Source organism: Pseudomonas sp. GB2N2 (genome assembly GCF_054897705.1).
In genome coordinates this window covers 955,666-968,761 of the sequence record NZ_CM142701.1, presented here as the reverse complement: position 1 = coordinate 968,761, position 13,096 = coordinate 955,666, and the positions used below count along the sequence as shown (strand labels likewise).

At 60.7% G+C, this 13,096-nt stretch carries 9 protein-coding genes; 5 read left to right on the top strand and 4 right to left on the bottom strand.

The window, feature by feature from the left end:
• The first annotated feature begins 30 nt into the window (after window positions 1–30).
• Complete coding sequence (locus ACYZT4_RS04455) at window positions 31–1,248, top strand: DmpA family aminopeptidase (protein WP_461985567.1); 1,218 nt, start codon at window positions 31–33, stop codon at window positions 1,246–1,248.
• 69 nt (window positions 1,249–1,317) lie between these two features.
• On the opposite strand, the gene ACYZT4_RS04450 is transcribed toward ACYZT4_RS04455, so the two are convergent.
• Entirely contained in the window at window positions 1,318–2,184 is an 867-nt protein-coding gene (locus ACYZT4_RS04450) for a MurR/RpiR family transcriptional regulator (protein ID WP_461985565.1), read from the bottom strand.
• 337 nt (window positions 2,185–2,521) lie between these two features.
• On the opposite strand from ACYZT4_RS04450, the gene katG reads away from it, so the two are divergent.
• Both katG and ACYZT4_RS04440 read left to right on the top strand, forming a co-directional pair.
• A complete protein-coding gene (gene katG, locus ACYZT4_RS04445) occupies window positions 2,522–4,777 on the top strand; it encodes a catalase/peroxidase HPI (RefSeq protein WP_461985563.1) in 2,256 nt (751 codons plus the stop codon).
• A gap of 177 nt (window positions 4,778–4,954) precedes the next feature.
• Complete coding sequence (locus ACYZT4_RS04440; protein WP_461985562.1) at window positions 4,955–5,974, top strand: AbrB family transcriptional regulator; 1,020 nt, start codon at window positions 4,955–4,957, stop codon at window positions 5,972–5,974.
• A gap of 335 nt (window positions 5,975–6,309) precedes the next feature.
• Here the strand turns inward: ACYZT4_RS04440 and ACYZT4_RS04435 are convergent, their stop codons facing one another.
• Complete coding sequence (locus tag ACYZT4_RS04435) at window positions 6,310–7,185, bottom strand: LysR family transcriptional regulator (protein WP_461985561.1); 876 nt, start codon at window positions 7,183–7,185, stop codon at window positions 6,310–6,312.
• 99 nt (window positions 7,186–7,284) lie between these two features.
• Here ACYZT4_RS04435 and ACYZT4_RS04430 point away from each other — a divergent pair, with 99 nt between their 5' ends.
• Window positions 7,285–8,205, top strand: a complete 921-nt coding sequence (locus ACYZT4_RS04430; RefSeq protein WP_461985559.1) for a DMT family transporter — start codon at window positions 7,285–7,287, stop codon at window positions 8,203–8,205.
• On the opposite strand, the gene treS is transcribed toward ACYZT4_RS04430, so the two are convergent.
• Together treS and ACYZT4_RS04420 are read right to left on the bottom strand one after the other, a co-directional pair.
• Entirely contained in the window at window positions 8,183–10,249 is a 2,067-nt protein-coding gene (gene treS, locus ACYZT4_RS04425; RefSeq protein WP_461985557.1) for a maltose alpha-D-glucosyltransferase, read from the bottom strand. The genes ACYZT4_RS04430 and treS overlap by 23 nt on opposite strands.
• Before the next feature lie 127 nt (window positions 10,250–10,376).
• Window positions 10,377–11,504, bottom strand: coding sequence for a GGDEF domain-containing protein (locus tag ACYZT4_RS04420; RefSeq protein ID WP_461988541.1), 1,128 nt, complete (start codon window positions 11,502–11,504; stop codon window positions 10,377–10,379).
• A gap of 149 nt (window positions 11,505–11,653) precedes the next feature.
• Here ACYZT4_RS04420 and ACYZT4_RS04415 point away from each other — a divergent pair, with 149 nt between their 5' ends.
• Window positions 11,654–13,093, top strand: a complete 1,440-nt coding sequence (locus tag ACYZT4_RS04415; protein ID WP_461985555.1) for a DHA2 family efflux MFS transporter permease subunit — start codon at window positions 11,654–11,656, stop codon at window positions 13,091–13,093.
• The last annotated feature ends 3 nt before the right edge of the window (window positions 13,094–13,096 follow it).

Genomic DNA, 13,096 nt, shown 5'->3' with positions numbered 1-13,096 from the left:
ACTTCAAAAACAAAAAAAGAGGCCCCAGCCATGAAACAGCGTTATCTCAATTGCGTACTGCTGGCCTGCGGTGCAGTCCTGCTCAGTCACGCCGCACTCGCCGCTGAACCACCGCGTGCCCGGGACCTGGGAATTCCCTTCGAGGGGACGCCGGGCACACTCAACGCCATCACTGACGTTGCCGGTGTGGAGGTCGGCCAGGTCACGCTTAACAGTGGCGAGGGCAAACTGGTGCAAGGCAAAGGCCCGGTGCACACCGGTGTGACCATGGTGATCCCCCGTGGCAAAGCCTCGGTGAAAGCGGTGAATGGCGGCTTTTTCAACCTTAACGGCAATGGCGAGATGACCGGCCAATCCTACCTGCAGGATTTCGGCCTGGTGTACGGACCGATCGGCATCTCCAATACCAATGCCATTGGTCCGGTCTACGCCGGTATCACCGAATGGTCGGCCAAAACCTTTGGCAACGCCATTTGGCCGGTCGTCGCCGAGACCTGGGACGGACGCCTCAATGACATCGAAGGTCTGCATGTGAGACAGGAGCATGCGATCAAGGCGATCGAGGTGGCGAAAGGCGGGGCGGTGCAGGAAGGCAACGTCGGCGGCGGCACCGGCATGGTGTGCTTTGGCTTCAAGGGTGGAATCGGTACGTCATCGCGGGTGGTCGAGGTCGATGGCAAGTCGTACACCGTTGGCGTGCTGGTGCAATGCAACACCGGCCAGCGCGATGTGTTGCGGGTGGCGGGCGCGCCAGTCGGCCAGGAACTGGCGCAAAAATGGCTGGGTTGCTTCCAGCCAGGTGTCGCGGCGACGGACAAGACGCCGCATTGCCAGAACAGCGGCGAAGGCGGTGCTCCCAGCAAGGATCAGGGTTCGATCATCATCGTGGTCGCCACCGACGCACCACTGCTGGCCACGCAGTTGAACCGCATCGCCAAACGCGCCTCGATGGGGTTGGCGCGCATGGGCTCCTTTGCGGGCAATGGTTCGGGCGACATCATCGTGTCGTTTTCAACCGGGGATGCGATCAACGATGTCGAAGAAGAAAACCCGGTGACGGTCACTCAGTTCCCGAACGACAAGATTGATCCCGTGTTCAACGCCACCGTGCAAGCCACGGAAGAAGCGATCACCAATGCGCTGGTCGCGGCTCGCGATATGACCGGAACCGATGGCTACACTGCGTACGCCCTGCCCCACGGCGAACTCGTCAACATCCTGAAAAAGTACAATCGGCTGCAGCGGTAAAGCATCGCTGGCAAACCGGCTCCTACAGGAGTTGGCTTGCCAGCGAAGGCGTTCAAACAGCCGGGGACGTCACTCGACGTAGACACTGAACCGCTTGAGCTGCGCTTCGCTGTTGGCAATTTCCTGCAGGCTTTCCTCGCTGCCGTTGGCGACCAACAACGCCGCCAACGTCTGCGACACGGCAAGTGCCGGCACCACAGACGGGAACAGCGACGGCGAAGCATTGCGCACCACGATCAGTACATCCGATGGCGCCGCAACGGGTGAGACGGGGCTGTCAGTGATCGCCACGACCCTGGCCCCTCGCTCACGAGAAAACTGCACCGCGCGCAAGGCGTCCTGCGCATACGGATGGTAGCTGAACACCACCAGCGCATCCTGCGGACCGATGCGCCGTAATTCATCGGCGAATGCACCGCCAATTCCGCTGAGTAATGTGGTGTTGTTGAGGAACATGCCGCAGACATAGCTGAAGTAGTACGCCGCCGGAAAGAGACTGCGCAAACCAACGACATAGATATGTTCTGCGTGGGTCAACAGGGAATGGGCCGCGAGGATCTGTTCGTAACGATCCGGGCTGAACGTATCTTCCAGGTTACTTTGCTCGGCGCTCAGCATCTCGCTGATCAGGCCGGTGTTCTGGTCACCGTGGGAACGCTTTCGCAGTGCGTCGGCGCGCTGAGTGAAGATCGAGTCACGTTCGGTCAGCCAATGACGGAAGCAGTCGCGCAACTCCTCATAGCCACCAAAACCCAGTTGCCGGGCCAGGCGCAGCATGGACGCCGGTTGCAATTTGGCCATGCCCGCGACTGTCCGCATCGATTGCAGGGCTATGTCATTAGGGTGATCAAGAATGAAGCGGGCCGCTCGCTGCAGCGTCGGCGTAAGCGACTGAAAGGTCTCTTCAATGTGCTTGTCCAGTTGATGCTTATCCATAGATTCCTTCACCCCGGTGTGGCGCAAATCCTAACATGCAACCGCTCAACGATCCGCCCCAAGTGTAGGCGCGTGGTGAAAGATTCTGCCTATCAAGCTTTAACACTCCCCCTATTAGCTGACTTCCCCACTCGGGTCTAACCTTAGCCTACGCTGGCGCCATAAGCCGGCCGGATTAGCGCTGAAAAGGACACAGGAATGAGCCCGAAGCGTGACTAGGCCACTCATAGGGACCGCGCAGGCCACTTGCCTATGTCATTGATTCCGCGCTCATCGCTATTTAACGCCCGCTCCCGGGACCGATAGCCGGATGAACACGACCAAAGGTAGCTCGCACATGGCAAATGAATCGAAATGCCCGTTCAATCACGCCGCTGGCGGTGGCACGACGAACCGCGACTGGTGGCCGAACCAGCTGAATCTGAAGATCCTGCACCAGCACTCGTCCCTGTCTGACCCTATGGACGATGGCTTCAATTACGCCGAAGCGTTCAAGACCCTCGACTTTGCGGCGGTCAAGCAAGACCTGACGGCACTGATGACCGATTCCCAAGACTGGTGGCCGGCGGACTTCGGTCATTACGGACCACTGTTCGTGCGTATGGCCTGGCACGCCGCGGGCACCTACCGCACCGGTGACGGGCGTGGCGGTGCCGGCTCCGGCCAACAGCGTTTCGCCCCGCTCAACAGTTGGCCGGACAACGTCAGCCTCGACAAGGCGCGTCGGCTGCTGTGGCCGATCAAGCAAAAGTATGGCCGCAACCTTTCCTGGGCGGACCTGATCGTGCTGACCGGTAACGTCGCGCTGGAATCCATGGGCTTCAAGACGTTTGGCTTTTCCGGCGGTCGCGCCGATGTCTGGGAACCGGACGAGGATGTTTATTGGGGATCGGAAAACAAATGGCTCGGTGGCGACACCCGCTACGACAAAGCACAAAAAGCCGTTGAAGCCCCCGGTGATGTTCCACTGGTGGCCGAGCCAGGGAGAAATGAAGACAGCCGTACCGATCACGGGCGCAATCTGGAAAATCCACTGGCCGCGGTGCAGATGGGCCTGATTTATGTGAACCCGGAAGGTCCGGAGGGCAATCCCGATCCCGTCGCTTCGGCCCTGGATATCCGCGAAACCTTCGGCCGGATGGCGATGAACGACGAAGAAACCGTGGCCTTGATTGCCGGCGGCCACGCCTTTGGTAAAACCCACGGTGCCGGCCCCGCCGATAACGTCGGTGCCGAGCCAGAAGCGGCCGGCCTCGAAGCCCAGGGCCTTGGCTGGAAAAACAACTTCGGCAGCGGCAAAGGTCCGGACACCATCACCAGCGGCCTGGAAGTGACCTGGACCACCACGCCCACGAAGTGGAGCAACAACTACCTGGAAAATCTGTTCGGCTTCGAGTGGGAACTGAGCAAGAGCCCGGCCGGCGCGAATCAGTGGGTCGCCAAGAATGGCGCGGGTGCCGGGACCATTCCCGATGCCCACGACCCGTCCAAACGGCGCAACCCGACGATGCTGACCTCGGACCTGGCCCTGCGTTTCGACCCGATCTATGAGCCGATTTCCCGGCGCTTCCTGGCCAACCCCGAGCAACTCGCCGACGCTTTCGCCCGCGCGTGGTTCAAGCTGATCCACCGTGACATGGGCCCCCTTTCGCGTTACCTCGGCCCGGAACTGCCCAACGAAGAACTGCTGTGGCAAGACCCGATTCCGAAGGCTGACCACGCATTGGTCAACGACAGCGACGTCGCCGCACTCAAGAGCAAAATCCTCGCCTCGGGCCTCAGCGTTTCGCAGCTCGTATCAACAGCCTGGGCAGCGGCATCGACCTTCCGTGGCTCCGACAAACGCGGCGGCGCCAACGGCGGTCGTCTGCGCCTGGCACCGCAGAAATCCTGGCAGGCCAACCAGCCTGAGCAATTGGCCAACGTGTTGGCGAAACTCGAAAGCATTCAGAGCGAGTTCGACAACAGCGGCAAGAAAATCTCCTTGGCGGACCTGATCGTGCTGGCCGGCAGCGCCGGCGTCGAACAAGCCGCCAAAAATGCCGGCCACAGCGTCACGGTGCCATTCACCCCGGGGCGCGCGGATGCGTCGCAGGAACAAACCGACGTCGAATCCTTCGGCTTCCTTGAACCGATTGCCGACGGCTTCCGCAACTACCTCAAGGGCCGCTACAACGTATCGGCCGAGCACCTGCTGATCGACAAGGCGCAACAACTGACCCTCAGCGCGCCAGAGTTGACCGCACTGGTGGGCGGCCTGCGGGTATTGAATACCAACGTCGGACAAACCGGGCACGGCGTGTTCACGCAGCAGAAGGAGGCACTGACCAACGACTTCTTCAAAAACCTGCTCGACATGGGCGTGGAATGGAAACCGACCTCGGATACCAACGAGGCGTTTGAAGCACTCGACCGCAAAACCGGCGAGGTGAAATGGACCGGCACGCGGGTTGATCTGGTCTTCGGCTCGCACGCGCAGTTGCGTGCGCTGGCGGAGGTGTATGCCAGCAGCGATTCGAAGGAGAAGTTCGTGAAGGACTTTGTGGCGGCGTGGACTAAGGTGATGAATCTGGATCGGTTTGATTTGATGTGACATCGCCGTGCAACTGCAACGCCTCCCCTGTGGAGGCGTTGTGCTTTTTGCGCTCAGGTTTTGATGGCGCGGAACCACCGTACTTGACGCTTCCCGCCGTTAAATGGGACAACGTGCACGGGCCCGGCTGGACGCCGTCGGGGTGAATCGCACAATCAAGGAAGACCGCCCTCCTTCATGAAAACCCTCCTCTGCTTACTGATCGCCACTGGCGTCGGCACCGCGCTGCAATACGCCGGCGTTCCTCACGGCCTGTTGCTGGGTTCGATACTCGCGACCGCGCTGATCGTCAGCAACCTGGACTTCGCCCCGACGCTGCGCTTCGGCCTTGGCTATGTGCAGATCGTGCTGGGGATCGCCACGGGTTTGATGTTTTCGTCATGGGACAGCCAGACAGCGGCGGGCATGTTGCCGAGTCTGGGCTTCATGTTGCTGTGCCTGGCGGTTCAGGGCGCAGTGGCGGGTTTCTGGTTGTTCCGGGTGTCGGGGTGGAACCGCAAGGATACGTTGCTGGCCGTCTACCCCGGCGCCCTCGCCGCGGTGTTCGATTTGCTCGAGTCCGAGGGGGCTTCCAGTAAAGTCATCGTCGTGCACCTGATCCGGTTGCTGTCGATCACGGTGCTGGTCAGCTTTTGCGTTCCTGGACAGAGCGATGCCACGCTGGTCGAGAACGGTCCGCTGCTCATGAGTACGCTGCTGACCCTGCTGTCGTTGATTGCCTTGTCCATCCTGCTCGGTCGCGTGTTGCTGAGCGTGGGTGTTCCGGCGCCGTACATGCTCACGGCGATCGTCATTACTGGCGTCTATATCAAGCTGGGGTTTGTGCAGGCGTTCCAGATGCCGCTGTGGAATGTCAATACCGCGGTGGTGTTGCTGGGGAGTTTGATTGGCTCGAAGTTCAAGGGGATCTCCTTGAAGGAGCTGATTCATCACGGGCGCGCCGGGGTGGTGTCGGTGGCGCTGATGTTAGTGACGGCGACCGCGTTTGCGGGATTGGCCGGGAAGATCCTCGGTAGTGATCCCTTGTCGTTGTGGCTGGCGTATATGCCCGGCGCCATTGAGACAATTGCCCTTGTTGCGTTTGGGGGTGGTTTGAGTGTGGTGTTTATTCTGACCCATCATCTGGTACGGATGGTGGTGCTGCATTTTGCTCCGGCGCTGCTTATCCAGGCGCGGCGGTGGCGGGAAGAGGTCTGACCGGGCAGGAGCCCTTTTAGGAGCGAGCCTGCTCGCGAAGTCGTCCAGACCGCGCGTTTATTCAGGCAGCGGGCGTTATCGTTGGCGTCCTTCGCGAGCAGGCTCGCCCCCGCAGGAAAACCCCGACAACTAGGTAGGAGAAATCGTCGCCAACGCACCGATCAAAATCGTCAACACCAAAAATCCGCCGAGGAAAAGGGTCATCTTGCCCATGGGGCCTCCTACAGAATGAGAGAGCGGTGCAAACGCTACAGCGAATGCCAACCGTGCCGTCATTGTGAGGCGCGGGCCAGGCGCATAACAGATGCAGATTGCGCTGGAAAATACGGATCAGATCAACGCTTCAGCGAAAAACCATGGCCGACAAGGCTCACCAGCACCTCCCCCGCTTCACTCAACTCACCCGGTGCACGAACCAGCCGTAATTCATGCAACGGCAGTTCCGCAAAACCGTCCGCCGTGGTCAATATGCGCATGCCTTGACGCACCTGAGCGCGGTCGACAATGCCGATGGCCAACCCGGCCTCAATCGCCGTTTCCAGAGCCGTAACACCCGCACTCATGATCACCGCCCGCCAGCGCCGGCCTTGTCGGGTCAGCGCGTCGATGGCCACGCTTCGGTACGGACAACCCTTGCCGTGCAACGCCAGCGGGATCGGTTTGGCGAAGTCCGGTGTGAAGTCGTGGGCGGCCACCCAGACGGGCTGGGTCAGGCCGAAAGTTTTTATGCATTGGGGATCTGCTTCCGCGCCGTCAGCCGGTTCCACCAATAGCGCGATGTCCAGTTGCCCGCGCTGAAGCCGGGAATGAAGGCGTCCGCTGGAGCCGGTTTCCACTTCCAGTTCGATATGCGGGAAATCCGCCGCCAGGCGCGGCAGTGTGCACCCCAGCACCGCGCCGGCGTACTCCTCGGAAATGCCCAATCGGACTCGCCCACTGGCCATGGGCGCGGTAAAACCCGCTAACAAGCGATCATGCAGCAGCACAAGCTCGGCACTTTGCAGCGCAAAGCGCCGGCCCAGCGGCGTCAGGCTGACCGTCTGGTTGTCACGCTCCAACAGGCGCCCGCCTGCCAAGGCTTCCAGCCGGCGGATATGCAGGCTGACCGCCGACGGGCTTTTGTTGAGAAAACTGGAGGCAGCGAGGAATTGCCCAAACCGCACAACAGCATGAAAGGTGCGCAGCAGTTCGATTTCGAGGGTCTCGGCCATGGTGCATTAATCCTGCATCAGTCGTGCTGATCGTATCGTTTGATTGCATCACGCCTTCCTTCATACCATCGAAGTCAATCCACTGTCAGGTGACTTCAGATGAGCGCCACACGAACCCGCAGGTTGATTAGCGGTTTGCTGCTGTTGGCGATGGTCGTCAGCTGGAGCTCCGGTTTCATCGGCTATCGGTTTGTGGCCGATCAAGGCAGCGTTTACCTGGCTTCATTGTGGCGCTTCATCCTCGCCGCCGCTGTGTTGCTGCCCTTCGCGTGGGCGGGGTTGCGCGGGTTACAACGCCGCGATGTGCGGCATCAGGGATTACTCGGGTTGTTCGCCATTGCGGGCTACATCGGTCCCATCGCTGCTTCCATTCAGATCGGCGTGGCGCCGGGCACTGTTTCGTTGATCTCCAATCTGTTGCCACTGAGCATTGTCGTCATGGCCGCAACGGTGCCGGGACAGCGTACTCGCGGCAGGCAGTGGCTGGGACTCGTGGTGTGCCTGGCCGGCATGCTGGTGGCCAGCGCGGCCAGCGTCGAATGGGCAAGCGCTGAGCGCTGGGTCTACAGTTTGCCGCTGCTGGCCGTGCTCTCCCTGGCAGCCGCCACGCTGTATGAAAAAGCCAGTCCCGGTCGATCGGTGTCGGCCCTGACCGCGCTGTTCATTCAGGTCTGCGCCGTGATCCCGGTGTTTGCCGTGCTCGCGTGTCTGGAGGGCGAAATGCGTCCACCGACCAGCGGCGGTTTCGCGGCGGGCGTTGTCTGGCTGGTGGTGTTCTCGACGTTGGGTGGCTACGGGTTCTACTGGCTGTGCCTGCAGCGCTTCAGCATTCAGAAAATCAGTGGGGCGCTGTTTCTGACACCGCCGGTGACCATGCTCTGGGCATGGCTGCAATTCGGCGAGCCGCTGACCCTCATTGCCATGGCGGGCGTGGGGCTGACTTTGTTGGGATTGCCGCTATTGGGAATGGGCCAGCCCTGCGCCGCCGATGAGGTGCCTAAATCATCGGCGAACTACTGACCACCCGAAGTGCCAGGCCTTCATAGGCATCCAGCGTAATGGTGAATTCACCCTCAGGCGTGAGATCACCTTCGACCCGCTCGTTGATGATGTCGACCACCGGCCCCGGCGCAATATTGGGCAGGTGAAGGGTTTCAGTGATCGGAGTCGAGCCAAAGTTCAACGCGGTGATTTGCGTGCCTTTGCCTGCCGGCAGTTCATGAACCATGATCAGCAACCCCGGATGCTCGACGTCCGGCACCAGAATCTGGCGACTCGCAGCAATATCGTAGGCACGACGCGCCGCCAGAATCCGCTTCAATTGCGAGGCGAACGAGTCATGGTCTTTCAACTGACGGGTCAGGCTGCCATACAAGGTTTTCGGGCGCGGCATCTGACCTTCGGAGAATTCCGCTTCCGGATTCAGATCCACCAAATCGTAGGCGCCGCGATGAATCCAGCGGGTATCGCCATCGGTCATCAAATGCGCAACCTGCTCGGCCGGCAGCGGCAACGCACCGACCAGGTCCCAGCCCGACAGTGCGAACACCCCCGGCTGCATCGCGTTGTACATCACCAACAGCACATGAATCTGACGGATCTGCTCGATGTCAGCCGGCGTAATGGCGTCGAGATCACGAATCCCCAGGGCGGCGGTGATGATGCTGGCGGTGGTGCAAGACACGCCGTTGGTGACGAATTTCAGGTTGTAAGGCGCGTGTTCGCCGGCCAGGCGTTCGTACATCTGTTCGCGAATGTGCTCGCGCAGGATGTTGCCGGGGAAGGTCTGCCCTTGGTAGAGGAAGGTGTCATGGGCATGCAGGGTCCAGAAATGCACCAGTTCGAGGGTCAGTTCGTCGTGATTCTGCAAGGCATGAATCAGCGAACCCGGATCGATACCTAGGCTGTGCATCTGGCGCAGCATCAAGCGCAGGAATTCGGTATCGCCCATCAACAACGCATGCTGGTAGGCGGGCCGGGTGATGAAGTCGTAGGAAAGATCGGCACCGCCGTGGGACATGGCGGCGATGTCGTCGACGGTCAGGTTCAGTTCCTGAAAACTGAAACCACCGGCCTTGCGAATCGCCCCGCCCAGCAACTGGTTACCGGTGATCGACAACGGATGGCTTTCCGACCAGGCAGTGCCGTCGAGTTTGCGCTCGACACCGAGAAATCCATTGGCGTCCAGGCGCAGGATTTTCGCGCCCATGACGTCGATGGCATGCAGTGCGTCGCCGATGATCATCTGCTGCGCGGCGAAGCTCGGGTCCAGCCAGTTCAGCGACGGCTGCCCTTCCTTGAAGTAATGCAGATACACCCAGCGTCGTGGCTTGCCGTCGACGCCGATCACGATCGGCGTTGCACTCCAGTCGGTTTCCTTGACCCCGGGCTCGAAGAAGATCACCCGTTGCAACTGGCCGACGATGTAGTGCTTGTCACGCAGGAGGTCGACCTGCTGCGGGCTGAGGTTCTGCGCGTCGCGCCCCTGAACGACCTCGGGCAGCAGCGGCCAGTCCTCCTCGCGGATTTCGACCATGTGGTACAGACCCGGATAGTCTTCATACGCCATCTCGGCCAGACGGAAATCCGCGCCTTTACCGGTATGCGACGGGATCACATCGTCGATGATCACCGCGTTGTGCGCGGCGGCCATGCGCGTTAACGCCTGCAGTTGCGCCTCGGTGCCCAGTTGTGGATCGATGTCGAAACTGATGCGGTCGAAGTTGCCGTCAATCGTCGGCGTGTGGCGGGTTCCCGACAGGCCGCCGGACCTTTTCAGCGGGCCGTTGTGAATGCCCTGGATGCCGATTCTGGACAACGCGTGCCACAGCGTTTCATCCCCAAGAGCTTCGAGCACCGTGCCATTTTCCCGGGTGACAATGGAGGCCGGGTACGCGGTGAACCACACTGACGCCAGCGCCGAGGCGTCACGGGGCCGGGTATGCGCGAAGGGCTGTTGCCACATGCGACCTTGCCCCGAATAGAGTTTGGCCCGTTGTCTCGCGGCGTGAAGCATCGATTGTTCGACCAGCCAGTCCACATGGTTTTTTTCAGCTGCCGTCATGGAAACAATCACCTCTCGTCAGGAAAAATGGCATCCGCCCTTCTGTTCCAAAGGCGTCGCTCGTTTTTATATGAGGCCCTGACGTGGCATTCGTTGCATCGCGCGGCGTTATGACGGCCTCACGCGCCTACTCGGCGACGGCGACCTGATTGCGCCCGCGAGCCTTGGCGCGGTACAGCGCCTTGTCGGCGTTGTTCATCAGGCTGTGCAGATCGTTATCCTCGACATTCATCGAGGCCACGCCAACGCTGGCCGAAACGCGATTGACCGGCCCGGTCATCAGCCCGGCGATCGACTGGATCAGCGCCTCGGCGATGTTCTGCGCCACCTCGATCGAAGTGTCCGGCAGCAGAACCGCGAACTCCTCCCCGCCCAATCGGCCATACACATCGGTTTCGCGAAACGAACGGCTGATGACGCCGCCCATTTGCCGCAGCACCTGATCCCCGACCTGATGGCCGTAAGTGTCATTGATGTGCTTGAAGTGATCCATGTCCAGCATCACCGCACACAGTGGCAAGCGGTTGTTCTTGCAGTGGCCATACAACTGCTGCGCATGGTCGAAAAAAGCCCGGCGGTTGTTCAGGCCCGTGAGTTCATCGGTCTGCGCCGCACGGGTGGACACACTGTGCGCCTGCTCCATCTCACGGGTTAAGCGAAAGGCAGTTTCCAGTGCGTCGGACACGCTGCGCGTGGCGCTGAATACAAAAGAGGCGAATACCAGGACCGCGATGCCCATGCCGACTTGCAGCGAGGTGGATTGAAACAACAGCCAGATCGTACAAGGCAGCAGCACCAGGGCAATGGAGACCATAGTCATATAGCGATAGGCCGAGTAGCAGGACACCGCACTCACCGACATCCCCACGCAAAACAGCATGACCAGCGCCTGGGCCAACAGGTCATCCGCGGGAATCACCGCCAGCGCCCCGCCGCCCCAGATACCAGCGGACGACACGAGCGTGAGCCAATAGGTGCGCTCCCAGCGCTGTGGCGTGCGTTCACTGTGCGGACTGCGGAAATAAGCAATGAACATCGAAATGCGCAACAAAGACGACGCGATCAACAGCGCTATCCACCACGCAACGACCGTGTGATCGAACCGCTCCCAGCAGAGCCAGCACAGCATCAGCACCGCGAGAAAACTGCCGAACACCGCGGAAACCGACTGGCGGAACAGCTGGTGCAGTCGGTCCGTGCGCACCTGCCTGACGATTAATTCTTCCGTTTCGTACCGCAATCCAAGGCCATCCATTTCATCCGCCTGATCAACGTGCTGCGACGGTGGCGATTGTGGCACATTGCTCATGGCCGTTTGCAGATTCATGTTTGTGAGTACGGATCGATGGTTAAACTCATGGCGCGGTTTTCTGTCAGACGCGTCTCGAAAAAAGGAACACACCGGTGAAGTCACCCGCCACGCCAGAATCTACGGTCAACACTGACGCGGGGCTCAGCCTGCAAACCCGGCTGATCGCGCTGGTGGTGGCGGTGACCTTTTTCATGGAAAACCTCGACGCGACGGTCATCGCCACTGCGCTGCCGACCATGGCCAGCGCGTTCGGGATCACGCCGGTGGACATGAACGTGGGCATCACCGCCTACATTCTGGCGGTGGCGATCTTCATCCCGCTGTCCAGCTGGATCGCCGACCGCTTTGGCGCGCGCAGCGTATTCGCCGGTGCAATCGTCGTCTTCACCCTCGCCTCGCTCTTGTGCGGACTCAGTCAGAATATCGAAATGTTCGTCCTGGCCCGCGTGCTGCAGGGCATCGGCGGCGCACTAATGGTCCCGGTGGGACGCCTGGCGGTGCTGCGCAATACCGACAAAAAAGACCTGGTGAACATGATCGCGGTGATTACCTGGCCCGGTCTGGTCGCACCTGTTCTCGGACCCGTGGTGGGCGGGCTGATCGTCACCCACGCGTCATGGCCCTGGATCTTTTACGTCAACCTGCCGCTCGGCGTTCTGGCGTTGGTGGCCGCACTGTGGCTGGTGCCTGAAGGCCGGGAACAACAGGTGCGCAAATTCGACGGCAAAGGATTCGCCCTGCTGGCCGGCGCCTGCGCTGCGCTGTTGGGCGGTCTGGAATGGCTGGGCAGCCAGCACGGCAGCGCCATGTGGTCAGGATTCGCGCTGGTGATGGTCGGCGTGATCCTGGCCGTGTGGGCGGTGCATCACTGCCGACACCACCCCGACCCACTATTGCCCCTCGGCACCGTCGCCATCGACACCTTCCGCGTCAGCATCCTCGGCGGATCACTGTTTCGCCTGGCCATCAGTGCCCTGCCCTTCCTGCTGCCGCTGCTGTTCCAGGTTGGCTTCGGCCTATCCCCCGTCGATGCGGGCCTGCTGGTGCTGGCGGTCTTCGCCGGTAACCTGGCGATGAAGCCGTTCACTACGGCAATCATGCAGCGCTATGGCTTTCGCAGGGTCCTGCTGGTCAACGGCGTGATCGGCGTGGTTTCCATTCTGGCTTGCGCGCTGTTTACCCCACAAACGCCCTTTGCATTGATTGCCGCCGTGCTGTTCGTCAGTGGTTTGTCGCGGTCCATGCAGTTCACTTGCTACAACTCCATCGGCTTTGCCGACGTGCCCAAGCCGCGCATGAGCGAGGCGTCAGCGTTGTTCAGCATGTCTTTCCAACTGGCCATGGGGTTGGGGGTGACGGTGGCTGCGTTACTGCTACGGGTGTCAATGTCGGTGCAAAACCATGAGCTGCAGGCACAGGTTGGGGATTTTCGAATTGCCTTTGTCGGGGTGGCGATGTTGGGGCTGCTGGCGCTGGTTGATGTGATCAGGTTGCCGAGGGACGCGGGGGACAGTGTGTTGAAGCGGATTTGACGA

What these genes read in the sequence shown, in the direction of transcription:
- ACYZT4_RS04420 (WP_461988541.1), bottom strand. Translation starts at nt 11,504, where the DNA reads ATGGATGGCCTTGGATTGCGGTACGAAACGGAAGAATTAATCGTCAGG.
- katG (WP_461985563.1), top strand. Translation starts at nt 2,522, where the DNA reads ATGGCAAATGAATCGAAATGCCCGTTCAATCACGCCGCTGGCGGTGGC.
- ACYZT4_RS04435 (WP_461985561.1), bottom strand. Translation starts at nt 7,185, where the DNA reads ATGGCCGAGACCCTCGAAATCGAACTGCTGCGCACCTTTCATGCTGTT.
- ACYZT4_RS04430 (WP_461985559.1), top strand. Translation starts at nt 7,285, where the DNA reads ATGAGCGCCACACGAACCCGCAGGTTGATTAGCGGTTTGCTGCTGTTG.
- ACYZT4_RS04455 (WP_461985567.1), top strand. Translation starts at nt 31, where the DNA reads ATGAAACAGCGTTATCTCAATTGCGTACTGCTGGCCTGCGGTGCAGTC.
- ACYZT4_RS04450 (WP_461985565.1), bottom strand. Translation starts at nt 2,184, where the DNA reads ATGGATAAGCATCAACTGGACAAGCACATTGAAGAGACCTTTCAGTCG.
- treS (WP_461985557.1), bottom strand. Translation starts at nt 10,249, where the DNA reads ATGACGGCAGCTGAAAAAAACCATGTGGACTGGCTGGTCGAACAATCG.
- ACYZT4_RS04440 (WP_461985562.1), top strand. Translation starts at nt 4,955, where the DNA reads ATGAAAACCCTCCTCTGCTTACTGATCGCCACTGGCGTCGGCACCGCG.